Source organism: Salmonella sp. 3C, from assembly GCF_025426275.1.
Classification (GTDB): Bacteria; Pseudomonadota; Gammaproteobacteria; order Enterobacterales; family Enterobacteriaceae; genus Salmonella; species Salmonella enterica.
The window spans coordinates 34,331-58,624 of sequence record NZ_CP104859.1; the positions used below are offsets into that span (position 1 = coordinate 34,331).

Here is a 24,294-nt window from a genome sequence, read left to right on the forward strand (position 1 = left end):
CATCCCAGAGCCAGTGCTGTTGCTGATGTACTTTCAGCCGCAGGCTTTCCTGATTTCGGGAAGTAGCTCCAGCAACTGGCCAAAGAACCTTCGCAACGTTGAATAAGCCTGATTTATTTTCACTGACTTATGTGATTAATGCTAATGTACGCATACATTAGCATTAATCATGCATTTAATCCCCTGCGCCTTTCTGTCTGTTCTGATTTTTCTGGTAGTCCTGCTTCACTCTCCCGATATTCTTCAGAACTGTCTGCCAGTGGTCCTCTGCCTGCTGCCGGTAGCGTTCGGCAACGGCAGCAATAATGTCAGGATCACTGTCATGGCTGCGGTGCATGCGTCCCTTCTGGCCAAAGATATCAACAATAATATTCTGGCTGCCCTGCCTGTCGAAAAGATGAGCGCACAGGCGCTTTACAACCAGCGGAGTATAGTCCAGCCCGGCCTCATCAGCGATCTGGAAGAAGAAGTACAGCATCTCATACGTTTTGTAGCGCTTGACGGCCGCACTGAGTCTGGCTGCCCGTTGTGGTGCTTCCCAGGTGTCATCCCTGTAGTTACACAGTTCTGCCTGGTAGTCGGATTCCAGGTCTTCCTCTGTATACCGGTGGTGGCGGAAAAAGTATTCCCTGGCCCGTTTGACGACTGATTCATCCTGCGGCATGTCTGTCTCTAGTTAATGCTAACGTATGCGTACATTAGCATTAACACCAGTACCTGGCAAGGAGAGTGGCGTGCATCGTACCTGTGGTGCATCCCGCCCGGGCTCCGGACATGCTGTGCCAGCAATTCGACCGGCGGTGCGCTGTCCTGGTGCCCTTTTTCGCTACCCTGTCACGTCTTTAATTTGTTTGTTAGTTAGTTTATTTGTTAGTTTGTTTGTGTATAATATAAGCATACCCCTTTATGCGGAGACTGACAGATGCGTCCGGCGACATACGAACCAGAACAGATTATTGAAGCAGGGCTGGCCCTGCAGGCTGAAGGACGGAATATCACCGGGTTCGCACTACGTAACCAGGTGGGTGGCGGCAATCCGACACGTCTCCGCCAGATATGGGACGAATACCAGGCTTCACAGAGCACGGTCGTCACTGAACCCGTTGCCGAGCTGCCAGTGGAAGTGGCTGAAGAAGTGAAGGCCGTCTCCGCCGCGCTGTCCGAACGCATCACCCAGCTGGCGACAGAACTGAATGACAAGGCGGTCCGGGCTGCAGAACGCCGGGTTGCGGAAGTCACGCGTGCTGCCGGTGAACAGACCGCACAGGCAGAGCGGGAGCTGGCCGACGCCGCGCAGACAGTCGACGACCTGGAAGAAAAACTGGATGAACTGCAGGACAGATATGACAGTTTGACGCTGGCGCTGGAGTCAGAACGTTCACTGCGTCAGCAGCATGATGTGGAGATGGCCCAGCTGAAAGAGCGTCTTGCGGCCGCTGAAGAGAATACCCGTCAGCGAGAGGAACGGTATCAGGAGCAGAAGACAGTGCTGCAGGATGCGCTTAATGCGGAGCAGGCACAGCACAAAAACACGCGGGAAGACCTGCAGAAACGACTGGAGCAAATTTCTGCCGAAGCTAATGCGCGTACAGAAGAACTGAAGTCTGAACGCGATAAAGTCAATACTCTCCTTACCCGCCTTGAATCGCAGGAAAATGCGCTGGCCTCAGAACGTCAGCAGCATCTGGCCACCCGCGAAACGCTGCAGCAACGCCTCGAGCAGGCCATCGCTGACACGCAGGCGCGCGCCGGTGAGATTGCACTTGAACGTGACAGAGTCAGCAGCCTCACCGCAAGGCTGGAATCGCAGGAAAAGGCCTCCTCGGAGCAACTGGTGCGTATGGGCAGTGAAATAGCCAGTCTGACAGAGCGTTGCACACAGCTGGAAAACCAGCGTGATGATGCCCGTCTGGAGACGATGGGGGAGAAAGAAACGGTCGCGGCACTGCGTGGTGAGGCTGAAGCCCTGAAGCGTCAGAACCAGTCACTGATGGCGGCGCTTTCAGGCAATAAACAGACCGGTGGCCAGAATGCGTGATGATGACAATTCAGACGCCTGTGATGAAGCGCCCCGGGCGGAGGATAAATGCTACACCAAAGGGCGGCTTCGGGATGAGTTCAGGATGAAGCCAGCCCCTGGTGCGGAACCGGTCAGAATGTACAAAAGTCCTTACGGCGGGAAATACGGCGTATGGCGGCTGGCTGACTGCGTCCCGATGCGGGCGAAACGCCCTCAGACAGAAAAACAGCGGCTGGCCAGCACACGTCTGGGCCTGCAGGCCCGGATGAAGAGTGAGCGTGGCAGGTTCGCCATGCTGGCACATACCTGGTTAGCACTGGGCCCCGTCTTCCTCGATACCGAAACGACCGGACTTGATGCCGGCGCGCAGGCGCTGGAAATCGGTCTGGTGAATGCCCGCGGTGAGAGGATATTTGAGACCCGCCTGAAACCCACAGTCGGCATCGATCCGGCAGCAGCTGCAGTACAAATCGTTACGGAACCATATCGCTTTCCGGTGCTGTCAGTCAGGCTGGCCTGAGCTGGATCGGGGTGGCTCATTCCGCCGTCACTGACGCCGTTATGACAGCACAGGTGGTAAACAATATTGCCGGATATTGGCATGAACTCCAGTGTGAAATGAATGATGACGCAGGGAGTGAGCCAGCATAACGCTGCTCTCTGGCTGGTCAGACAGTTGCAGGGATTAATTCAGGAGTCTGAAATGGAGAATATGTTGAAAACTATGCGTGAGCATTTCCCCGTTCGAACAGTGGTGATCGAACAGTCTCTGGATATGTTTGGTGTCAAACGAAATGAGGACGGGACGTTACTCTTCCCCCGTCACTCCGATAAACGTTTTCCCGTTGCACGTATCCGTAAGCGACTGGCGGCTTATGGCTGGCGAGGAGAACGCCTGAATAAGGAGGTGGCGCGAATCGTCGCGGGCCCTGATATCCTCCCTGAGAGGAGGGACTACAGCATTATTTTCCCTTACGGATGGGAGAAGAAGCAGCTGACGCGTGAGATGCGGCGAATGTTTCTCCGTAAGACGGGCTGACGTGTGCTGATTATGCCTGATGAATTACATCATTTTTCTGACTTGCGGGAGAAGCCGTGACATTGACAGAAAAATCAGGTCATCTGGCGTGGTGTGCCCTGGTGGCGCTTGCGCTGGCCAGGCAGGATGGTGGCGTTCTCTCGCCGGCACAGGAAAACCTCTTTCTCACCCGCTGGCTGGCGACTGCGCTGAAGCAACGGCGTTTTTCTCGTGATGTGACGCCCGATATCGAGTGGCTTTTGAAACAGGGACGTCAGATGGGCGTCAGCGCCAAGCTGGCCAGCAAGCTGAATTACCTCTGGCGTTCATGCACCGGTGAGTTGTCCGAGCAGAACGACCTGTTCCGGCTGACGTATGCTCTGGAAACAGCGAAAGATATGCACTGGAACTACCGTCTGCTGAGCGATCGGGAATGGTCCGGCCGGAATGCTGTGGCGCTCAGTGCAGGCGTGAACGGCATTTATCTCTCACGGGCCAAACTCGATGTCGGTTTTAACGACAGCGGCCGACAGATAAATTCGCTGACAGCACGTTTGACAGGGAACGTAGCGGGGGTAATGAAGCTGTTTGATCGCTGTGGCTGGCAGAGCCTGATGCCTCCCTGCCCCACCAGTATTCGCTGATGGCCGGGCAGGGAGTGCCAGAAAAGGGGGATTAGTGGCGGATCTGCGCTAGGTCGTCTTCAGTCAGACCGGTCATTTTCATGACGGTATTGCGGTCAATGCAGTTCTGGAGCATGGTACGGGCTATTTTCAGAGTCGCTTCGCGCTCCCCTTCTGAACGGCCTTTTTCGATACCACGTTGTTCACCGAGCTGAATCCCCTTCTCGATGCCCTTCTGTTCGAGCTGTTGTGCGATGGTCATAAGTGCGTCTCCGTGTTGCGGCACACGCTGTGCCAGTTCGCGTACAAAGGCTTCGGCGTCCGATGTTTCGCCTGCCTGCACTATATAGTGTACCAGCGATATTACCTGCGATGAAGACAGATATCCGGCCAGCAAAATGGGCGCCAGCCGGTCAACCAATTCTGCCAGGTCCCGCTGATGAATATGTTTCTGCAATAAAGTCAGGGCGGCCATGCTACGGTGGCCGGCGATTTCATCATCCGGAATGACCGTAACGTCTACCAGCGGGAAAGCACTGCTGTAGAGTTTGTCTGCCAGAGCCGTATCGTCAAATTCGTCCAGCCAGCGGGTGGAGTATGGATACGGGCTGCGTTTCCCCGTATAGAACAACACTGGTATCACCAGTGGCAGTTTTTTATGCCCTGCCTCCAGGTGGCGCTGCATGGCGGCCACCGCATAGCGTATCAGGCGGAAAGCCATATGTTTGTCAGGTGTTGACTGGTGTTCAACCAGGACATGAATATATCCGTCGCCGGCTGTGGTTTTCAGGCTGTAGAGGACGTCGCTGAAATACTGGCGGAGATCATCCTCAACAAACGAGCCGGATTCCAGTTTCAGTGTACTGAGATCGCAGATGGCACGCAGCATCTGCCGGCAGATGCAGCTCCATAAAATCCCGGGCAATGTCAGGTTGTGTCAGAAACTGCCGGAATGTCGCGTCGTGGGGAGTCGGCGTAGTGTTTTTCTTTTTCATCAGTCCATGCTCTGAAAAATGACCCGGTCATAGTATCACAGGCAAAAAATGTTGACATTGCGAGGAACGGAATTGCAATTCCTTCAGGGGCAGTCCCCTCTTTCTTTTTTAATCATCAGCTTGCTTGCCCGGAGATATCCATGTCCTGGCAGAAACTGGTACTGCTGAACTACACTCTAAAAGAACCAAAAAAACAAATAATGAGTAGATGTGACCTTGTCACTACACACTCATAAACTCAAACACTCATATACACAAGACAGCTCAAATGAGTAGACACCCCTTAACTCATATACACATAAACTCATATTAACCTTTACTCATACAAAGAGTATGATAAACTCAAAAACTCACAGGAGTAATTGAGTAGATACGCAATTGAGGATTTGAGTATGAAGGTGATCTCATTTCTGAATCCGAAAGGGGGTTCAGGTAAAACAACTGCCGTAATCAACATAGCCACTGCGTTGAGCAGGAGCGGATACAACATTGCTGTGGTAGATACAGATCCACAAATGAGCCTGACGAACTGGAGCAAAGCGGGCAAGGCAGCATTTGACGTATTTACAGCAGCATCTGAAAAAGACGTCTATGGAATCCGAAAAGATCTGGCGGACTATGACTTTGCTATTGTGGACGGGGCAGGTTCACTCTCAGTAATCACCTCCGCAGCCGTCATGGTAAGCGATCTGGTAATTATCCCTGTCACCCCCAGCCCTCTGGATTTCTCCGCAGCAGGAAGCGTCGTTACTGTTCTGGAAGCACAGGCTTACAGCCGCAAAGTTGAAGCCCGCTTTCTGATCACCCGTAAGATAGAAATGGCAACCATGTTGAATGTGCTTAAAGAAAGTATCAAAGACACCGGTGTTAAAGCATTTCGTACAGCTATTACACAACGTCAGGTTTACGTGAAATCAATTCTTGATGGCGACAGCGTGTTTGAATCCAGTGATGGTGCTGCAAAAGGTGAAATAGAAATCCTTACAAAAGAGATAGTTAGAATGTTTGAGTAATTACACATTTACTCATATAATCAAATAAGTATAAAAACCGGAGTAGCCTGAATGTCACTTGAAAAAGCGCATACGTCAGTAAAAAAAATGACCTTTGGTGAAAACAGAGATCTGGAACGAGTAGTAACAGCACCAGTATCATCTGGAAAAATCAAACGTGTTAACGTTAATTTTGATGAAGAAAAGCACACCCGGTTTAAGGCTGCATGCGCCAAGAAAGGTACATCAATCACTGACGTGGTGAACCAGCTTGTAGATAACTGGCTCAAAGAGAACGAATAATTGGAAGCCGAAGCGAACAGACAGGCCGACGCAAAACAACTGTTCTCAAAGCAGCCCTGGCTATGTACAACAGCCAATAGTTACTTGATTCTGCAAAACTTAGATGATTCAGGATTTAATCTATCAGTAGGAGTTCGGACAAAATGGGGTCCGTGGGAATTTCTGCGATAACAAACGCTAAGGAAAAGTGAAGTTCTTTAGATTGAAGCGATTAGTACGAAGTGGCCTACATAAGTGAATGGCGAACAGCATACAGATTCTCTCTTAAAAATATGTGAGACAATAGAAAAACGACTGAAAATTTTTTGTATATTAATAGCTTCACAAGCTTTGATGATAGAGGGTAAAAATCACCATTATCTAATCAATTTGACGCTCATATCATTGAATGAAGAAACGGTAAAAATCAATTGAGAGCAATATTAAATATCAAAATAAAAACGATGGAAAAAAGATTGTTACCAATACAATGAGGACATTAGAATCACGCCCCCCAAATTTTATATAATTAAGATCATAGATGCAGATCAGTTTGGTTAGTTCTCCGTAGGGGAGAAGTTATGAAAACAGGTAAATGGAATAAACATCGTTCGTGTAAAATGCATTAATACGAATGGGTAACATGTATTTCCAGGGATTTAATCAAACAATGGCATCAATTTTTCAACCAGTAGCAGATCGCTTAAACCATCTAACAAAACAACTTCCATACCAGAGTCAATAAGTGAATCAATCCCAGGCACTTCCTCAAAGCCGATAACCATGATCGGCTTTCGGTCTATAAAATCAAATATTACTAATGGAAGTATTACACTGTTAATTAATTCAAATTCTTTAAAGAAAGCATCTGTGCCATATTCACTAGTAGGAAAAAGAATCTCACTTAATCTCACACCATAAAAAACATGATAGTGTTCTTTAAGATTATCCTTTAAAATATTAACAGCCTTAGAATATTTCTCGTTAATAAACTCTTTGACCAGATATTTCATAAACATCTCCAATAAGAACCGACTGTAGGTCACCGGGCAAACGTTGCGGAATGGCGTCAGAGACGTCATTTTGCGGCGTTTACCCTATCCTGCATCGCAGTGAAAAGGCAGGGACTGGCATAACAGCTGAGTGGCATCATTGCTGGCTTATCTCGCTACTGTTCTCGGTGCTTTCGTCCGCAGGTTCGGGAACAAGTAACTTGTGCCAGGGCATAGTTTTGTTGAGCAGCTCCATCAGAGGCTCAGCCAGCAGTCCCAAAATCCAGGTTGCCGTAATCACCGGTATAGTCAGATTTTGTGGCGTCCATAACTGCTGATTGAGATGATACCAGGTGATGACACACAAAATACCACCCAGCCAGAACACAGCCCATTTAAACGCACCAAGAATGGCTAACACAAAAACAAAGATAAAATGTAAAACACTCGCGGCAAGAAGACGAAGATAAAACCATCCCCAGTCAAGCCACTTAACAAAAGTGCACCCTGTTTTCACTGCAAAACATTTCTTACGCTCCCTGGCGATTTCTTTCCTGAATTTAGCACGTTCTTCCCCCTGAGGGAATTGATAGATTTTAGCCATGAGTTACCTCATTTCGATCTCAAAACGAAGTTTATGCAATTATCCTCTGAAACCGTATGGTATTCTGATATCTAGGCCTTCACTTTCTTTATCTATTTTATAAGAAAACCTTAGCTTGGATGCTCTTCTTGCGACTCTCTCAACGATTCTAACTTCGAGATGATTAATCTCTGTATATTGATTTATTTTTTCAATGTTTTTTTGCAGAAAAACTTTATTAAAGTCCTTAAAATTCTGATAAAGGTAAACTTTTTCGCCATTATCTATTCTGAATAATTCAAGTTCATCCTTTAATACATCTACTTCAATGTCGAAAAATGTCTTTTTACCACTGCTGTATTGTTTCCTGATAAACTGATAAAGCATATTTGAATTTTGATCAGCGAGTCTTACAGACGATATCAAAACCTGAGTAGTGTAAGAATCCTTTAACATCGTGATATATGGCTCAATGACATGTGAAAAAGCAATATCAATATATCCTTCACTTTCAACATAATCACAAAACGCAGTCAAGTTCATAAGCCTGACTGCATCAGAAGGTAATTTACCTCTCTTCTTCGTATGTCCAGAGCTTTGATTGCCCTGAGCTGTGAGAAGTTGATTTCGCGGAATGCGAATAACACTGGCCTGAAGTTCTTCTGCCCCCTCTTTTAACTGCCGGTAAGCACCTGTTACATCAATATCAGCGATAAATGCATATTCCCGAGCCGTAATACGAAAGGTTGCTCCCTCAGATAACTCTTCACGTGAATCAATCTGCGCCATAGCCATAAACAAAATTCTTCTGGCAGACAAAGGCAACGATGAGAATGTGCTGTTAATTTCATTTCTGTGGCGAATTTTTGTTTTCTTTGTAACGCTCAGTAAGTTCATACATTACCTGTGTTTTTTAAGTTCTGATGGTGAAATCATAACCACAAAAGCGGAAATGTGTAAAGTGGTTTATCCACCTTATAGATTTCCACCAAAACTCGGATCACATGAAAGAATTTTTATCATTTATATTCAATATGATAGAAATGCGCAGGCATCCACCTTTTAACGTCATACGTTAAATTAGAGCACTATAAAGAACTAAAGAAATGAAGATACAAAGATACGAATATCTGAATAAAAACAGAAAAATGCGTACCCATCCACCTTTCAGTGCGTACCCATCCACCTTTCAGTGCGCAGCCATCCACCTTTCATGAAAATTACAGTGCGTACCCATCCACCTTTCAGTGCGTACCCATCCACCTTTCATTTTGAGGCGACAAAAAACAACACCTATCTTAATGAAATTATTGATAAAAAACTTGGCACAATGTTTGCAGAATAAGTTAAAATAAGTTAAAGATCTTAAAGTAGATCTACCGATCTACATTTAAGATCTTAAAAACAAGAAGTTTAATAAGCAAAAAAACACAAAAAATCTGTGGATAACTCTGCTCAAAACAAAAAATTCACAGTGCCTGTGGATAACTTTGCGTAAACCCGGAGGACAGATCACGCTGAACCAGGACAACCACACATAAAAACAACATGCTCGCTTTTTAACCACTGTGCGTAAGTGCCTGATGTAATCCCTGTGCTATTCCGCTTCCTCGCTCACTAACTCGCTACGCTCGGTCGTTCGGCTGCGGCGAGCGGTGTCTCCTTTCTCAAAACCAGAAGAGTTCAGATCATACGATCCGTTGATTGATCCTTTTTGGATCTTTCACTGAGAAGCCCTGAATCGCTTTCTGCCGCTTCGTTCGATACAACCATAGTTAAAAACCATGCGAAATCGAAAAAATCACTCAGAATGCGATACAGCGCGTTTTAGAGGGTATTTACAAAACAGTCGTTGCCTTGAGGAAATTTTGATCAAAATTGAACTTCTATCCGGATCATGGCAACAGATCACAGCAACAAGGCCGCTAAAAAGCGTTGAGCAGCGTTAAAAACCGTGAAACCGTAGCTGACTACAACGAAACGGGAAAAAACGCTCAGAACGTGTTACAGAGCGTTTTAAGACGATGTCGGAAAGAGCTATATCTCACCTGTTCTGATGTTTTTCTCAACATAAGCACTTTTAAGAGTGCTTTTAAAGATGCTATTATGTCAATGAGACAAGCGGAGGGCTTATGAGCTATCAAATTCTGACAACCACAGCGGCCAGTATTACTGACCTGAAAAAAAATCCTATGGGAACCGTAGCTGAAGGTGAAGGGGACGCTGTTGCGATCCTGAACCGAAACGAACCGGCGTTCTATTGCGTTCCACCAAAACTTTACGCCTACTATCGGGAACTCGCTGAAGATGCTGAGTTAAACGCTGTTGCTGATGAGCGCATGAAAAACCCGGAAATTGTGAAGGTTAACCTGGATGACCTATGAACTGGCTTTTGACCGCAGAGCACTGAAGGAATGGCAGAAACTCGGCCACACCATCCGTGAACAATTCAAAAAGAAACTGGCAGAACGGCTGGAAAATCCACGCGTACCCGCAGCCCGGTTACATGGTCATGCTGATCGCTATAAAATCAAACTTCGTGCATCTGGCTACAGACTTGTATATCAAGTCATTGATGAGAAAGTCGTTTTACTCGTTATTGCCGTTGGAAGAAGGGAAAGCAGCGAAGTCTATCAGATCGCAGATTTGCGCTAAGATTAATCATCAAATGATTGACTGTTTACAGTCTGAACGAGAGCATTAAAAATTTGCTATACCTGCAAATGCAGGTATAGTGAAACACAAGAAAGGGAAACAGGTTCTCTTTCATCCAGAGCCCAAAGTGGGCGGGAGGTTAAAAATGCAAAACTACGCTAAATCTGTAGCCACAGAGATTTTACGTCAACTTGGTGGTAATCGTTTTATTGTTATGACTGGTGCTAAAAGTTTTTCTTACTTTGATGAAAACGGTGAGTGTGGGGTAACTTTCCGTTTACCGTCAAATTTTGCAATGAAAGGCATCAACTTAGTAAAAATTAAACTGGATTTTACTGATACGTACCAGGTGAAATTTTCTCGTGTACGTGGTGCTGAAGTTAAAGATATTTCAAGATTCGATAATATCTATTGTGATCAGTTAGCGTGTTTATTTACACAGGAAACAGGGTTACATACCGTGTTATAGATAAAAAGGGGCATTAAGCCCCTTTTTTAGTTATGAGGAATAATATGGATAAAGATAAGATAATTAAGAAAAACAGAGGTAATTACTCTTATGTAATCAGAACGATGGATGAAGATGGGGATGCGGTTTTTCACGTCTTAAAATATGTTAAGACGATTGATAAAACTAAAAGCAGGAAAACAGTAAGAAAATTGATAATGGACGAAAAACTCAACCTGGCATCATTGATGCTTCTGGATAATGGGATTTTGTGTGATTGTCTGACAAAAGGGGATGAAAATGCAGAATAAACCTACACCTGAAGAAGTAAAGAATGCACGGGTTGCGGCAGGTCTTACTCTTAAAGAAGCTGCTGATATTTTTGGTTATCAACTGAATTCCTGGCAGATGAAAGAAAGTGCAGGTAAGGCCAGTCGTTCTTTATCTGTTGGTGAATATCAGTATTTATTGCTATTAGCAAATATGCATCCGTCTTACAGGCTGGTAAAAAAATAACTTGTTATACCTGCAAATGCAGGTATAATAAAACACAAGAAAGGGAAACAGGTTCTCTTTCATCCAGAGCCCAAGCTGGGCGGGAGCTAAAAATGAAAGTATTAACTTTTAAAAATGATACTGTCTCTGTTGGTGATGTCTTTGTATCATCCTGGGGCTATGAGCAAACCAATGTAACCTTCTACCAGGTTCTTTCTGTTCACGGTAAAAAAAACGTCACCGTTCGCGAGATTCGCGCCAATTCAGAATATACAGATTCAATGGTCGGCTTTAAGACTCCCGTTTTAAATGATTTTACTGGTGAATGTTTTAAGCGCCAGATAAAAGATTTTGGTGATGAGCTGGCAATCAAAATCGAAGATTTTGAAACTGCGTATAAAACTCTACCGGAAGAAAAACATCGATTTTCTTCTTACTACTAATTAATCAAGGGGGATATTCCCCCTTTTAGTAAAGGTCTGAAAATGGAAAGAGAGTTTAGCGCAAAAGCATCATTAAACCGAAATATAAAATTTTGGTTTAAGCAATGTGGGTTATCTAAAGAAAGAGTTATTCGTTGTATTGATAACTGGTATGACTTTGCATACCCACCATCAGAACAGGAGAAAGCAAAAAAAGAAGCAATTGAGAAGTTAATAAAGTAAAGATAAAGATGGTATCAGGTTGTGGGGCAACCTGATACCGTGACACCTGATTCTATTGCGAGGAATAAAATGTCGGAACGCATATTATCAGCAATAAATGACGTTGAAAAGGGTGGGCGTCCGGTTTTCCCTTTGATGCCATTCCATGTCTTTCCTGAGTATATGGCATTACTCAGAAAAGCACTGGAAAAAAAGACACAAAAGAGAACAGATAAATAAACCGGAGGCTTTATGACAAAACATGATTTTGTGTCCTTTGTCAGTGGAGAATTGCGGCAAGGCGCTGTACGCTTTTCTCTTGCTTTTAACAGCAAAGGAGAAATTGTTCTGCACTGGACTAATAAAGCAGGAATACGAGTATGGCGGATATTAAGTGGTAATCGTGGCAAAAAACCAAGCAAAGCTAACCTTGAAAGAATGAGTAACTTCCGGCGCTGGCTTTTTGATGCCCGTCAGGGCATGGAAGGCTACACTCAGCAACCTGAACAGAGCAACCTTAGCTGAATAGCCGAAGCCCTCCCGTATTTCGGGAGGTGCTTTCTGATATATTGCGCGGGACTGCGCTTGCGCTTCCTGCCAGACCGTTCGCGGAGCGAACCTGACGGCACTGTCCTTACCGCATTGATCGGGTTTCCGGTCGCAGACGTACGTATGTTCAGCCATGACAACATCAGCCTTTTTGCATTTTTGTTGATGCTCAAGCACAATTTATGAGCGGTGCCAGATTCACTGCGATGCAGGATAGGGCAAACGCCGCAAAATGACGTCTCTTGCGCCATTCCGCAACGTTTGCCCGGTGACCTACAGTCGGTTCTTGTCGGAGAATTTTATGAAAAAAGTTCAATTCAGAATTGATGAAAATCAGCATGATGATTTGCTGGATTGCCTTAAAACTCTTTATCCAGATGAACCAGCTTTAACAGTAGCTGAAGGCATGAAACTTTTAGCAAATGCTTTATTAAAAAGTAAAGCAGGCAGTAAGGATATGAATACGTTTTTTGATAATAATGATTTTATCAAAACAACGATGTACTTAACAGGTAAACAAAGGGCTGATATTGAAAGAGCTGCTAATCGTCACGGATGGACGTTATCACGAGAATGTCGTTACCGCATACAGACGACACTTGAAAATGAACTGGATTTCTTTGACCAGGAACTGCTGATGATGAATCGTTGCCGTAATTCAATTGATAAGATCGGTCGTAATTTCCATTATATCATTGTTAATGATCAGACCAGGGTTCTTGATAAAGATGGTTTCTATCAGGATGCGGAGCGTCTTACAATAGAAATTTTTAATCTTAAGAATCAGTTTGAGAATTACATTATGTTATGTAAAGGGAGAACTGTTTCAAATAAAGTGGAGATGTGATTATGGGCGTTTACGTTGATAAAGAATATCGTGTTAAACGAAAGTCATCAGAAAATGGTCGTAAGTCAGCTTTCGCTCATAAAGTCAAAAATGGTGGAAAGAACTATAGCCGCAATGTTCAGGAACGTATCAACCGCAAGGGTGCCAGTAAGGAGGTTGTTGTCAAAATATCTGGAGGTGCTGTTACTCGTCAGGGGATTCGGAACAGTATTGATTATATGAGCCGTGAGTCAGAGCTACCAGTGATGAGTGAAAGCGGTCGGGTATGGACGGGTGCCGAAATTCTGGAGGCTAAAGAGCATATGATAGATCGTGCTAATGATCCTCAGCATGTGATGAATGATAAAGGTAAAGAAAATAAAAAAATCACACAGAATATTGTCTTCTCGCCTCCAGTTTTAGCGAAAGTAAAGCCTGAAGATTTGTTGGAGTCTGTCAGGAAAACGATGCAGAAAAAATATCCTAATCACCGTTTTGTTCTTGGATACCACTGTGACAAGAAAGAACATCCTCACGTTCATGTTGTTTTTCGTATCCGAGATAATGACGGTAAACGCGCTGATATCAGGAAAAAAGATTTACGGGAAATTCGTACAGGTTTTTGTGAAGAGTTGAAGTTAAAAGGTTATGACGTTAAAGCGACCCATAAGCAACAGCATGGACTTAATCAGTCTGTTAAAGATGCACATAATACAGCACCAAAAAGACAGAAAGGTGTTTATGAGGTTGTTGATGTTGGCTACGACCATTATCAGAACGATAAAACAAAGTCTAAGCAACATTTTATAAAGCTAAAGACTCTTAACAAGGGGGTTGAGAAAACATACTGGGGGGCTGATTTTGGGGACTTATGTTCGCGGGAAAGCGTTAAAGCAGGTGATCTTGTCAGACTGAAGAAACTTGGTCAGAAAGAAGTAAAAATCCCGGCGCTCGATAAAAACGGTGTTCAGCATGGCTGGAAAACGGTTCACAGAAATGAGTGGCAGTTAGAAAATCTGGGGGTTAAGGGCGTAGACAGAACACCTTCAGCCAGCAAAGAGCTGGTACTGAACAGCCCTGATATGCTGCTGAAGCAACAACAGCGAATGGCGCAGTTTACGCAGCAGAAAGCATCCACGTTACAGTCAGAACAGAAGCTGAAAACAGGGATTAAATTTTGGGGCTTTGGGGCTTATAAGATTTAATATATTGATTATGCTAGAAAAATATTTATTTTAGTTCGCTTGCTCATCTTTTCACCTTAAAAACAGATCGAAATTCTGCGTTTTAGCTATCATTCGATCTATCGATCTAAAAAACAGATCTGCAAAAGATGAATATTCTGTGTTTCATTGTTTATGTGGAATAAATGAAAGTAAAATTGATTTATCAAGATAGAAAGATCTGTTTTATGTGTTGAACTTAGCATAAGCTACTTGTAGTATAAACTTCGCGCAATAGTAAAAAGTCTCTCTTCATAGGGGCGTGATTTCTCACAAGCAACCACGGTTGGCTTGTGTTTTGTCACATCTGTATATCGGGGATTGAGTATGAAAGGACAGAAACAGTTTTACCTGCTTCAGTGTTCTCCGCATTTTCATCAGTCGGTTCTGTTGCAGTTATCCCGGAGCGGTATCGCTTACTACAATCCAGTTATACGCACTTTCTATAAGAGGCGTGACTGTAGTGCATACAGGGGACAAATCATTCCAATGTTTCCCGGTTATGTATTCGTTCTTCTGGATTTTGAGGTTGTACATCCATCCTGCTTTACCCGGATGAAAAATGTTTATGGACTGGTCAGTTTTGGTGAATATCCTGCTGAAGTTCCTCTGAGTGTCATAAATGAAGTAAAAGAGCAGGAGAAGATTTTTTCGATGAATTTAAGCCTGATGAATAACTCCTGTCTGGCAAAAATACTTCTCCTTGCAGACGCTTCAAAGCGTGGACAAGTCTTTGCCGACTATGTGTGTAACAGAAAATACGACAGGTTAAAAAATGACAGCTATAAAAGGAAAGCGGAAACCGCAACGCAATGTACTCTACCTTCCTACAGAAGTTCGTGTTGAAGTTGAAAAAATTGCAATTGAAATAAGTTTCAAGAGGGGGAGACGTATCTCTGATTCTGGTTTTGTTCAGTATCTTATTAAAAAATACAAATCTCAGGCGATGAAAGAACTTATTCATGGGGCTGATATTCCTGACGAGTGATAGCGCCCCGGTGTTCTGAATGTGGAATATTTATGTTATCTACTTCTACTTTTCTTGCGCTTGCCATGCAATGCGCTGCCAGCGTTCATCCTGACACAACGCACGAAGTCGCCAGGGTTGAATCAGGTTTTAACCCATATGCGATTGCGGAAATAATACCAAAGGTTAAACGCAAACCTGGTGATAAAGGCGTAGTATCTTACTTTCCAGAATCAAAGGAGGCAGCACTTAAGATCGTTAAAAACATTGAATTACGGAATCATCGTTACTCTGTAGGACTTATGCAAATAACAAGTACCAATTTTGCAAAGTTCGGCACAACAGCAGAGAAAATGTTTGATCCATGCGAAAATCTTAAGGTATCAGAAAAAATACTGGTTGACTGTTATAAACGAGGTGGCGACTTAGTGCGTGGTCTGAGTTGCTATTATTCCGGCAATCCAGAAACAGGAGTAAAGCCAGAACCTGAATTTAATAATACAAGTTATGTACAACGTATAGGATTTAGCCCTCCTGATAATAAAAAAATTTTTATTGTTCCCTCTGTAAAGGAAATGATTAAAAAGGAGAATAAGACGACTATCACACCTGAAGAAATCATTATATATCCTCAATACGCCATGCGTGGCACTGTATCAAATGAAAAGGAAACAAAAGATGTTGAAATTAAATCTGAATAAACGTTATTTAACGCTTTCTCTATTTATGGCTGCGTTGATGCTTTGTGTTGCAGAACCTGCTTTTGCGGATGATGTGTCTACGAAGACAACTGGTTTTTTACAGAAAATAATTGATTTTTTAACGGATATTCGTAAACCTGCAATTACAATTATTGCTCTTGTTATTGGATATATTGCGATATTTTCTCGTCAACATACCTCATGGATAGTCCCACTTGTTATCGGAATTATCATCTTTATTGTTGCACCATATATTCCTGACTGGCTTGCGTAATTAAAGGATGGGCGCACTATGAGTACTCTTTTTAAAGGTCTTACGCGCCCTGCTTTAATAAGGGGGCTGGGCGTTCCGCTCTACCCCTTTCTTGGAATGTGCATTATTTGTGTTCTGCTTGGTGTCTGGATTCATGAGGCTATGTATGCCCTTATTCTTCCTGGCTGGTATGCCATCAGGCGTGTAACACAGTTTGATGAACGCTTTTTTGACCTTCTGTATCTGAGAACTCTTGTCAAAGGGCATCCTTTATCAAACAAGCGATTCAGCGCAGTCCATTATGCGGGGAGCCAGTACGACGAAGTTGATATTTCAAAAGTGGATAACTTTATGAAGCTGAAAGACCAGTCTTCTGTTGAAGAGTTAATTCCGTACTCTTCACATATCACTGATAATATTATCGTTACAAAAAACCGGGATTTGCTGGCAACCTGGCAGATAGACGGTGCTTACTTTGAGTGTGTTGATTCTGAAGATTTGTCAATTCTGACAGATCAGCTTAATACGCTTATACGTAGCTTTGAAGGGAAATCTGTTACGCTTTATCCTCATCGTATCAGGTGTAAAAAGGACGTCAGACCAGTATTTAACAGTAAAATTCCTTTTGTGAACAGAGTAATGAATGATTATTACGAGTCATTCCCTCAGTCTGAATTTTTCGAGAATAAATTATTTCTGACGATTTGTTTTAAACCTTTTACTACGGAAGATAAAGTAACACATTTCTTTTCACGCAGTAAAAAACAAAAAGATATCTTTAAAGAGCCTGTTAATGAAATGAATGAAATTTGCGACAGGTTGAATACCTATCTGTCCCGTTTTCATTCCCGACGTCTTGGGCTTTATGAAGATCATGGGGTTGTTTATTCAGATCAGTTATCTCTGTTCCAGTATCTACTTTCTGGTCGATGGCAAAAGGTCAGGGTTAGCAGTAGTCCGTTTTATACATATCTGGGAGGAAAAGACCTGTTCTTTGGTAATGATGCCGGACAAATTACCGCGTCAGACCATGCCCGGTATTTTCGTTGCATAGAGATTAAGGATTATTTTCAGGAGACGGATGCCGGTATTCTGGATGCTCTGATGTATCTCCCCGTTGAGTATGTCGTGACATCGTCCTTTACTGCGATGGATAAGCAGTCAGCGATTAAGGCGCTGGATGATCAGATCGATAAGCTGGAAATGACAGATGATGCTGCCAAATCTTTGCTGGCAGATCTGAAAGTCGGACTGGATATGGTTTCCAGTGGATATATTTCTTTCGGGAAATCGCATCAGACCCTGGTTGTCTTTGCGGATTCACCGGAGCGTCTGGTGAAAGACACCAATATCGTGACTTCCACTCTGGAAGATTTGGGGCTGATTGTCACTTATTCAACACTGAGTCTTGGCGCAGCTTATTTTGCTCAGCTACCAGGAAATTATACGCTTCGCCCTCGTCTGAGTACCCTCAGTAGTCTTAATTTTGCCGAAATGGAAAGTTTTCATAATTTCTTTTCAGGAAAAGAAAAAGGAAATACCTGGGGGGAAAAACTGATTACTCTTCGGGGGTCAGGTAATGATATCTACCATCTGAATTACCATATGACGACTGAACATCAGAATTTCTTCGGTAAGAACCCGACGCTGGGGAATACCGAAATTCTCGGTACGTCTAACGTGGGTAAAACCGTATTACTGATGACAAAAGCATTTGCCGCCCAGCAGTTCGGTACGCCGGAATCATTCCCTGCAAACAGAAAACTGAAAAAACTGACCACGGTTTTTTTCGATAAAGACCGGGCAGGTGAAGTCGGTATACGGGCAATGGGGGGATCTTATTACCGGGTGAAGGAGGGAGAGCCGACAGGCTGGAATCCCGCCGCACTGCCGCCAACAAAACGTAATATCGCTTTTATGAAGGACCTGGTGAGGCTGCTTTGTACTCTCAACAGTGAGCCGCTCGATGATTACCAGAACAGCCTGATTTCAGATGCGGTTGAACGTCTTATGCAACGGTCAGATCGCTCTTATCCTATCAGTAAACTACGGCCTCTTATCCAGGAGCCGGATGATACTGAAACCAAACGTCATGGACTTAAAGCCCGTCTTAAGCCGTGGACGCAGGGGGAAGAGTTTGGCTGGGTGTTCGACAATCGGGAAGACACGTTTGATGTCGATAACCTGGATGTTTTCGGTATTGATGGAACGGAGTTCCTGGATAATAAGGTGCTGGCCAGTGCTGCTTCATTCTATCTCATCTATCGGGTCACCATGTTGGCCGATGGTCGCAGGCTTCTTATCTACATGGATGAGTTCTGGCAATGGATCAATAACGAAGCGTTCAGGGACTTTGTTTACAACAAGCTGAAAACCGGACGTAAACTCGATATGGTGCTTGTCGTAGCCACACAGTCACCGGATGAACTGATTAAATCACCCATTGCGGCAGCGGTTCGTGAGCAATGCGCCACTCATATCTATCTGGCAAACCCGAAAGCCAAACGTAGTGAATATGTTGATGGTTTGCAGGTCAGGGAGCTTTATTTTGACAAAATTAAAGCTATTGATCCGCTGTCCCGCCAGTTCCTGGTTGTTAAGAACCCACAGAGGAAAGGTGAAAGTGATGATTTTGCTGCTTTTGCCAGACTGGAGCTGGGAAAAGCAGCGTATTACTTACCGGTTCTCAGTGCATCAAAACCCCAGTTAGAACTGTTCGATGAAATCTGGAAAGAAGGAATGAAGCCGGAAGAGTGGCTTGATACCTATCTGGAACAGGCGAACCTTATTTGAGGAATCACCAATGAAAAAGCAAATTATGGCGGCATTCGTCGCTTCACTGATTGTTATTTCCGGCGCTCAGGCAGGGATACCTGTTGCCATCGACGCCAACCCTGAATGGGCGATTGAAGCCGGACGATGGACAGAACGCCTTAAGCAATGGGCAGAAACGGTGAAACATTACGAAAATCAGATAAATGCGTACAAACAGGAGCTGCTGTCAAAAACGGGTATCCGTGATGTGCAGGGACTGGTGCAGTCCGCACAGTCAGTGAGTAAGGAGCTGATGCAGATTTATGATCAGGGGAATGCTTTTATTGACGATTACATTAAAAATCCTGAAAGTGCGTTATCGGAACAGGCCAAATCGTTATTGTCAGATTACAGGGTAACAGATACCTGTCATAACCTGGGATATTCCGGTGACCTGGTACGGGGATGTGAAGCGACGTTCCTTTCTCAACTGGCAAGCGTGGAATACGGTAACAAGCTGGAGAGCAAGCTTCGTCAGGACAACCAGACGATGAAAGACCTTATTGATCAAGTCAAAAATGCGAAGGATACGAAGGCCACGCAGGATGCAACAAACGCTGTTGCACTTGAACAACTGAAGTTCGAGAAGCTCAAATTTCAGTATCAAATGTATCGCGATAAGCAACGAGATCTTGCAGAATATAAAGAGAAGATGGCTCAGGCTTCTTTCAGAAAACAGCAACGTGAAGCCGTGCCTCCTTCTTACAGAAAAGCTTATATGGCAATGAAATCATATGAGGATGATTAAATGAAAAGTATCGCTACTGCTGGCCTTGTCATTATATCTGTTTTTAGTCTTTCTGGATGTTTTGAAGAAACAAAATCGGTTGATTGGTGGCTTGCACATCCGAAGGAGACATACAAAAAATTTGAAGAGTGTCAGAAGTCTGGTAGCGATTCTGATAATTGTAAGAACGTTAAGCGAGCACATTTGTCTTTTGAACGGAGAAAGGCGGTTGGTTTACCAATAAATTGAGGGTGATGTATGGGGATTGTCACTGGTATACCGGATGGTACTGATTTATCAGGTAATGTAACCTCTCCCGCAAATGCGGGAGGTGTTCCTGGGTTTAATTCTGATTTTTTTCAGACAACTCATGAAGTTATATTTAATATTCTCAATAAGAGTATATCTGGAAAATTAAGTGAATATTCAGATGTGGCTTATACTCTTGGTAAATATGGAGTTTCTCTGTATGTTTTATGGTATGCCTTTACTGTATTAGCAAGGAAACAACAGACACCTGTACCTGATTTTATCTGGAATATCTGTAGGTTTTACATAATATTGCTTTTTGTTAAGAATACAGGGGGAATACTTACATCAGCAACAGATGCTATTGATGGATTGAAAAATACATTGGCAGGGGGAGATCCGTGGGTATGGATGGATCAGTTATGGGTGAAGGTTATACAAGTTGCAACTCTTATTTTTGATAAAGATACATCTACTGTGCCTGTTGCCGGTGGGATTGGTGCTTTATTAACTTATGTTGGTGGAGTTTTGGCATTATTGCTTTGTTCTATAGTATTTGCATCTGCTGAATTAACATTACTATTACTTTCTGTCACTGCGCCAATATTTATCATGTGTTTGATGTTTGGTTTCCTTCGGCAAATGTTTAATAGCTGGCTACAGCTTAATTTTAGCTCGTTACTGGTTTTTCTATTTGCAGCATTAGCACTAAGAGCTGGGACATGGCAATTAAACATGGCATTAAGTACGTCTATTGCTACAGCATCAGAAAACAATCTTCTTCAAACGGGAGTAACTTCATTAGCTGCTGGCATTTTCATGGCCTGGATTATCTGGCAGGCGAAAAGTTATGCTTCACAGATTGCAGGTGTGGGTGTTGAAGGTGCCATGCAGGGCGCAGCCGCTATGGGGATTGGTGCTGGCGTTTTCGGTGCATCCCGTATGGCGCGTGGCGCACTTGGTATGGGCAGAAATGCCGGTATTGGTGCATGGAAAGGTCTGCGTCGTCAGGAAGGCGGGTTTGGTCAGTCTCCGGGAATAACGGGTAAGACCGCTAACCTGGCCGGACAGGGCGTTAATATTGGTGCCAAAAAGCTTCGTCAGGCAGCTATTGAGAGGGCAAAGAAAATGTATGGAGGGTGATTTAATTATGAGTGTTGATACCATTTTAAATGTTCTTTTCATAATTAACGGGCTTGTCGCGATCTATTTTCTTTGTTCAGAGTGAGTCTTCTGTAAATATTAATCTGTTATACAGGTGTTCATATTATGAAACTACTTATTGTGGCTTTCGTGACGCTTTGTCTCGCTGGTTGTCAGGCGTCACATAAACTACCGCCCGTTTCCGGGAAAAGCGAACCTGTTAATTCTGCTGAGGTAATGCAAAATGGAATTTAAACTTCCCGGATTTAAAAATAAAAAAGACGTTACTGACTCATCAGTTTCGTTTGAAGAAAAAAACATTGCACTACAGGAGAGAATGAATCGTATTTATAAATTCGGTGGTATCGGAGGCATGTTAATTGGTGGTCTGTCTTTACTTGCATTAAATGCAGCATTACCACTGAAAACAACAGTTGTTGATGCCTACCTTATCGATAAGGTTACAGGTGTGGCTGAACGTCTGACTTCTGTTAAAAAAGAAAATCTTTCTGAAAACGAAGCCATTGCCCGATATTTTATCACCCAGTATATAAAACATCGTGAAGGTTATAATTTTTTCAGTCTCCAGCATGATTATGATTATGTAATGGCTTACAGCGCGGAGAATGTCGCGGCAGATTATAACGCATTATTTAACAGTGAACAGGCACCAAAACTTGTTTATAACAAAGCAGAAAAAACGGCAATGGTTCAGGATAATCCATCTGTCATAATTTCACCTTCGTCACGGACGGATGATAAAGATATCGGTGCGTATATTCGTTTTCGTCTGACCATCAGGGATGTTGCTACCGGACAAACCCGCCAGGAGTTCTGGAATGTTCGCCTGACTTATCGTATCGAACCGCAGGTTGAAATGGTGTCAGGGGAACGTAATAACAATCCTCTTAAGTTCGTTGTAACAAGCTACGTTCGCGATAAAGAAGCCAGAGGTTAATAATATGAAAATGAATAAAGGAGCGTTAATTATGGCGCTTCTGATGGCGGCGCACGTCTGTAATGCTGCTGTTCTTCCTTCAGGCAGTCGCTTTGACCCACGCAATCAGATAGTCAGTTATAACCCCAATAATACCACCATAATTAACAGTGCCGTTGGATACACCACCACACTGGTATTTGATGAAGATGAAACAGTTATCAGTGCCAGAACCGGTTTTCCGCAGGGATGGGCGGTTAATAAAGAAGATAACCTGGTATACCTGGAAGTTCGTCCTGTTAAACAAACTGTTCAGAAAAATAATACGGATGCAAACGGTAACACCTCTTCTGAATCCGTCAGTGTTGCTCTTGACCCGGAAAATGAGCTTGAACGCTGGCGAATGAATCTGTTTGTTCGCACCACGAAACGTAATTACAGCATGGAGCTGAACGCCAGAACGTTCCGACAGCCGGAGAAAATTGCGTTTGTGGTGAATTACCAGTATCCGCAGGAACGCCGGAAGGAACAGGCCGAAATTGAGAAGAAACGCACAGAGGCTCTTGCCAGACGCCTGGAGGAACAGGCAATCAACCGTTCCCTGGAAAATGCGAAATCGCCCCGTAACTGGCAGTACTGGAAGCGGGTTGCTGAAGGCAGCCAGGATATCAGCCCTGATTATGCATATGACGATGGTCGTTATACCTGGTTCGGCTTCAGTCCGTTAAAGAAAATTCCCAGCGTCTTTGTGATGAACGGTATGCAGGAGACTCTTACCAATCCTGTGATTAAACAGAGCGGGAGTTTTACGGCTGTTGGCGTACCGGTTGATAAGCGTTTTGTTTTACGTCTTGGTGAGCAGGTGGTGGGGATTGAGAACCTGGGCTTCGGAAAAGTACGTTTACCAGCCGGAGATACGGTATCCCCGGATGTTAAGAAAGAGGTGATCCAGTGACTGAACAGGAAAATAAAATCCCGACTGCAACCGAAATTGAACAGCAGCTACGGGAACGCAGACAGAAAGAACTGGAACAGGCCGGGAAGACTCCGGAAGAAGAGCCTGGCAAGCCAGCATTGCAGCTTGGTATTGAAAAACTTAAAAAGTCACGTAAAGGGATGATTATCCTCGTCGTGGGTTTTCTTCTGCTTGCTGCCGGTGTTTCTGTTTATTATATCCCGTCCATTATCCGTTCTGTGTCGTCAGGGGATGAGAAACCCGCAAGTCAGCCGCTTGCAACCGGAGCGGCTAAACGTCAGACCGGACTGAGCGAAGATATCGATCCTTTTAATACCGCACAGAAAAAAACAGAGAAACCAGAGGAAGAAAAAGTCATTTCTTCTGAAAAGACTGAACCGCCGGAAAATAAACAGCAGAGCTTCAGCCGTGCACTTGATGTTTCTCTTGATGGCAGCCAGGCAGGAAACAGCAGCAGTTCAGCGGGAACGTCAGTTTCACATACTGCGGCCAGTGAGCCAGAAAGCGATAAAAAGGATGAAGCAAAAGCAACCGCACAGGCTACAGAATCTGCGCCACTGGCGAAAATAACGAAACTTCCATATGACCCAAATTTGTTTATCCCGGAAGGGACATCAATTCCCTGTTCACTGGACAGGCGTTTTGTTTCTGACCTGGCGGGGAAACTGGAATGTACGGTCAACAGCGATATATACAGCGCCAGCGGTAATGTAAAACTTATCGAAAGAGGAACCGCCGCAAAACTGATGTATAAGGCCGGGTCTTTAAATCATGGACAAGGGCGTGTGTTTGTTATGGCTTACAAGCTACGTACTCGCAGTAAGCCTTTTATTGATATTCCCCTGGTTGACTCACAGGCGGCTGGCGCGTTAGGCGAAGCCGGTGCTTCTGGTTGGATTGACACTCATTTCAGTGAACGTTTTCTTGGTGCAATGATGGTCGGGATGATACCGGATTTAAGTCAGGCCGCCAGTGGTATTGCACAGAACAACAGGGACAGCCAGACCGACTATACGGCAAACAGTCGCCAGGCTTTTGCTGATATAGCACGCGAAGCATTTTCTAATAGTGTGAATATTCCGCCAACGCTTTATAAAAATCAGGGCGAAATTATTACTCTGATTGTCGGTCAGGATCTGGATTTTTCAGGTATTTATAAACTGAAAATGAAAGGGGGTTAAT

General features: G+C 44.1%; 30 protein-coding genes and 3 pseudogenes. 28 read left to right on the forward strand and 5 right to left on the reverse strand.

Features of this window, described 5'->3' with window-relative positions:
• Positions 1-175: 175 nt before the first annotated feature.
• Complete coding sequence (locus tag N7E69_RS23950) at positions 176-664, reverse strand: hypothetical protein (RefSeq protein ID WP_001135407.1); 489 nt, start codon at positions 662-664, stop codon at positions 176-178.
• Between the two features lie 258 nt (positions 665-922).
• Between N7E69_RS23950 and N7E69_RS23955 the strand changes: the two genes are divergently transcribed.
• The 4 genes and pseudogenes from N7E69_RS23955 (at position 923) to N7E69_RS23970 (ending at position 3,717) form a co-directional block, all read left to right on the forward strand.
• Entirely contained in the window at positions 923-2,038 is a 1,116-nt protein-coding gene (locus N7E69_RS23955; RefSeq protein ID WP_001247118.1) for a DNA-binding protein, read from the forward strand.
• A pseudogene (locus tag N7E69_RS23960) lies at positions 2,031-2,671 on the forward strand (3'-5' exonuclease). The gene N7E69_RS23955 and the pseudogene N7E69_RS23960 overlap by 8 nt, the downstream one beginning before the upstream one ends.
• The gene (locus tag N7E69_RS23965) at positions 2,643-3,059 is read left to right on the forward strand and encodes a hypothetical protein (protein WP_000988946.1); all 417 of its coding nucleotides are present in this window, start codon (positions 2,643-2,645) and stop codon (positions 3,057-3,059) included. The pseudogene N7E69_RS23960 and the gene N7E69_RS23965 overlap by 29 nt, the downstream one beginning before the upstream one ends.
• Positions 3,060-3,115: 56 nt before the next feature.
• Positions 3,116-3,717: pseudogene (locus tag N7E69_RS23970) on the forward strand (DUF2913 family protein).
• On the opposite strand, the pseudogene N7E69_RS23975 reads toward N7E69_RS23970, so the two are convergent.
• Positions 3,714-4,656: pseudogene (locus tag N7E69_RS23975) on the reverse strand (Rpn family recombination-promoting nuclease/putative transposase). The pseudogenes N7E69_RS23970 and N7E69_RS23975 overlap by 4 nt on opposite strands.
• A gap of 392 nt (positions 4,657-5,048) precedes the next feature.
• Between N7E69_RS23975 and N7E69_RS23980 the strand changes: the two are divergent.
• Together N7E69_RS23980 and N7E69_RS23985 are read left to right on the forward strand one after the other, a co-directional pair.
• Complete coding sequence (locus tag N7E69_RS23980) at positions 5,049-5,669, forward strand: ParA family protein (RefSeq protein WP_000864788.1); 621 nt, start codon at positions 5,049-5,051, stop codon at positions 5,667-5,669.
• 51 nt (positions 5,670-5,720) lie between these two features.
• Positions 5,721-5,951 carry a plasmid partition protein ParG gene (locus tag N7E69_RS23985; RefSeq protein WP_108629079.1) on the forward strand — a complete coding sequence of 77 codons (231 nt, stop codon included), beginning with the start codon at positions 5,721-5,723 and terminating at the stop codon, positions 5,949-5,951.
• Positions 5,952-6,589: 638 nt separating this feature from the next.
• On the opposite strand, the gene ddp1 (N7E69_RS23990) is transcribed toward N7E69_RS23985, so the two are convergent.
• The 3 genes from ddp1 (N7E69_RS23990) to N7E69_RS24000 all read right to left on the reverse strand — a co-directional run bounded on the left by ddp1 (N7E69_RS23990) (position 6,590) and on the right by N7E69_RS24000 (position 8,402).
• The gene (ddp1, locus tag N7E69_RS23990) at positions 6,590-7,012 is read right to left on the reverse strand and encodes a DNA distortion polypeptide 3 (RefSeq protein WP_000202949.1); all 423 of its coding nucleotides are present in this window, start codon (positions 7,010-7,012) and stop codon (positions 6,590-6,592) included.
• A 67-nt stretch (positions 7,013-7,079) separates the two neighbouring features.
• The gene (locus tag N7E69_RS23995; protein ID WP_001074381.1) at positions 7,080-7,526 is read right to left on the reverse strand and encodes a hypothetical protein; all 447 of its coding nucleotides are present in this window, start codon (positions 7,524-7,526) and stop codon (positions 7,080-7,082) included.
• 39 nt (positions 7,527-7,565) lie between these two features.
• Complete coding sequence (locus tag N7E69_RS24000; protein ID WP_001575533.1) at positions 7,566-8,402, reverse strand: replication initiation protein; 837 nt, start codon at positions 8,400-8,402, stop codon at positions 7,566-7,568.
• Between the two features lie 1,235 nt (positions 8,403-9,637).
• Here N7E69_RS24000 and N7E69_RS24005 point away from each other — a divergent pair.
• The 22 genes from N7E69_RS24005 to virB10 all read left to right on the forward strand — a co-directional run bounded on the left by N7E69_RS24005 (position 9,638) and on the right by virB10 (position 24,293).
• Entirely contained in the window at positions 9,638-9,889 is a 252-nt protein-coding gene (locus tag N7E69_RS24005; RefSeq protein WP_000121743.1) for a type II toxin-antitoxin system Phd/YefM family antitoxin, read from the forward strand.
• Positions 9,879-10,160 (forward strand): type II toxin-antitoxin system RelE family toxin, encoded by a 282-nt coding sequence (locus tag N7E69_RS24010; protein WP_000220560.1) that lies wholly within the window; start codon positions 9,879-9,881, stop codon positions 10,158-10,160. Before N7E69_RS24005 ends, N7E69_RS24010 begins: the two co-directional genes overlap by 11 nt.
• A gap of 145 nt (positions 10,161-10,305) precedes the next feature.
• Complete coding sequence (locus N7E69_RS24015; protein ID WP_001181909.1) at positions 10,306-10,629, forward strand: hypothetical protein; 324 nt, start codon at positions 10,306-10,308, stop codon at positions 10,627-10,629.
• A gap of 44 nt (positions 10,630-10,673) precedes the next feature.
• Positions 10,674-10,919 carry a hypothetical protein gene (locus tag N7E69_RS24020; protein ID WP_000356542.1) on the forward strand — a complete coding sequence of 82 codons (246 nt, stop codon included), beginning with the start codon at positions 10,674-10,676 and terminating at the stop codon, positions 10,917-10,919.
• The gene (locus N7E69_RS24025; RefSeq protein WP_001180117.1) at positions 10,909-11,124 is read left to right on the forward strand and encodes a hypothetical protein; all 216 of its coding nucleotides are present in this window, start codon (positions 10,909-10,911) and stop codon (positions 11,122-11,124) included. Before N7E69_RS24020 ends, N7E69_RS24025 begins: the two co-directional genes overlap by 11 nt.
• 92 nt (positions 11,125-11,216) lie before the next feature.
• Entirely contained in the window at positions 11,217-11,546 is a 330-nt protein-coding gene (locus N7E69_RS24030; protein WP_000866650.1) for a hypothetical protein, read from the forward strand.
• A gap of 42 nt (positions 11,547-11,588) precedes the next feature.
• The gene (locus tag N7E69_RS24035; protein WP_001575529.1) at positions 11,589-11,768 is read left to right on the forward strand and encodes a hypothetical protein; all 180 of its coding nucleotides are present in this window, start codon (positions 11,589-11,591) and stop codon (positions 11,766-11,768) included.
• 69 nt (positions 11,769-11,837) lie between these two features.
• Positions 11,838-11,987, forward strand: coding sequence for a hypothetical protein (locus N7E69_RS24040; protein ID WP_000003880.1), 150 nt, complete (start codon positions 11,838-11,840; stop codon positions 11,985-11,987).
• Positions 11,988-11,999: 12 nt separating this feature from the next.
• On the forward strand, positions 12,000-12,272 hold the full coding sequence (locus N7E69_RS24045; RefSeq protein ID WP_000160399.1) for a hypothetical protein: 273 nt from the start codon (positions 12,000-12,002) through the stop codon (positions 12,270-12,272).
• A gap of 325 nt (positions 12,273-12,597) precedes the next feature.
• Positions 12,598-13,143, forward strand: coding sequence for a DNA distortion polypeptide 1 (gene ddp1, locus N7E69_RS24050; RefSeq protein ID WP_000757691.1), 546 nt, complete (start codon positions 12,598-12,600; stop codon positions 13,141-13,143).
• Positions 13,144-13,145: 2 nt separating this feature from the next.
• Positions 13,146-14,327: a MobP1 family relaxase gene (gene mobP1 / locus N7E69_RS24055; RefSeq protein ID WP_000539536.1), complete on the forward strand. Its 1,182-nt coding sequence runs from the start codon at positions 13,146-13,148 to the stop codon at positions 14,325-14,327.
• A 345-nt stretch (positions 14,328-14,672) separates the two neighbouring features.
• Positions 14,673-15,191 carry a transcription termination/antitermination NusG family protein gene (locus tag N7E69_RS24060; RefSeq protein WP_001675951.1) on the forward strand — a complete coding sequence of 173 codons (519 nt, stop codon included), beginning with the start codon at positions 14,673-14,675 and terminating at the stop codon, positions 15,189-15,191.
• Complete coding sequence (locus N7E69_RS24065) at positions 15,121-15,333, forward strand: hypothetical protein (protein ID WP_000125172.1); 213 nt, start codon at positions 15,121-15,123, stop codon at positions 15,331-15,333. Before N7E69_RS24060 ends, N7E69_RS24065 begins: the two co-directional genes overlap by 71 nt.
• Positions 15,334-15,365: 32 nt before the next feature.
• Positions 15,366-16,013, forward strand: a complete 648-nt coding sequence (locus N7E69_RS24070) for a lytic transglycosylase domain-containing protein (protein ID WP_000953526.1) — start codon at positions 15,366-15,368, stop codon at positions 16,011-16,013.
• Positions 15,991-16,287, forward strand: coding sequence for a TrbC/VirB2 family protein (locus N7E69_RS24075; protein WP_000916182.1), 297 nt, complete (start codon positions 15,991-15,993; stop codon positions 16,285-16,287). Before N7E69_RS24070 ends, N7E69_RS24075 begins: the two co-directional genes overlap by 23 nt.
• 18 nt (positions 16,288-16,305) lie before the next feature.
• Positions 16,306-19,059 carry a VirB3 family type IV secretion system protein gene (locus N7E69_RS24080; protein WP_001675613.1) on the forward strand — a complete coding sequence of 918 codons (2,754 nt, stop codon included), beginning with the start codon at positions 16,306-16,308 and terminating at the stop codon, positions 19,057-19,059.
• Between the two features lie 10 nt (positions 19,060-19,069).
• Positions 19,070-19,828, forward strand: a complete 759-nt coding sequence (locus N7E69_RS24085) for a type IV secretion system protein (protein WP_000744198.1) — start codon at positions 19,070-19,072, stop codon at positions 19,826-19,828.
• Entirely contained in the window at positions 19,829-20,056 is a 228-nt protein-coding gene (locus N7E69_RS24090) for an EexN family lipoprotein (protein WP_000835348.1), read from the forward strand.
• A gap of 9 nt (positions 20,057-20,065) precedes the next feature.
• Positions 20,066-21,199: a type IV secretion system protein gene (locus tag N7E69_RS24095; RefSeq protein WP_000513456.1), complete on the forward strand. Its 1,134-nt coding sequence runs from the start codon at positions 20,066-20,068 to the stop codon at positions 21,197-21,199.
• A 244-nt stretch (positions 21,200-21,443) separates the two neighbouring features.
• On the forward strand, positions 21,444-22,157 hold the full coding sequence (locus N7E69_RS24105; protein WP_000394613.1) for a type IV secretion system protein: 714 nt from the start codon (positions 21,444-21,446) through the stop codon (positions 22,155-22,157).
• 4 nt (positions 22,158-22,161) lie between these two features.
• Positions 22,162-23,091, forward strand: a complete 930-nt coding sequence (locus N7E69_RS24110; RefSeq protein ID WP_000783377.1) for a TrbG/VirB9 family P-type conjugative transfer protein — start codon at positions 22,162-22,164, stop codon at positions 23,089-23,091.
• Positions 23,088-24,293 carry a VirB10/TraB/TrbI family type IV secretion system protein gene (gene virB10, locus N7E69_RS24115; RefSeq protein ID WP_000139139.1) on the forward strand — a complete coding sequence of 402 codons (1,206 nt, stop codon included), beginning with the start codon at positions 23,088-23,090 and terminating at the stop codon, positions 24,291-24,293. The genes N7E69_RS24110 and virB10 overlap by 4 nt, the downstream gene beginning before the upstream one ends.
• Position 24,294 lies beyond the last annotated feature (1 nt).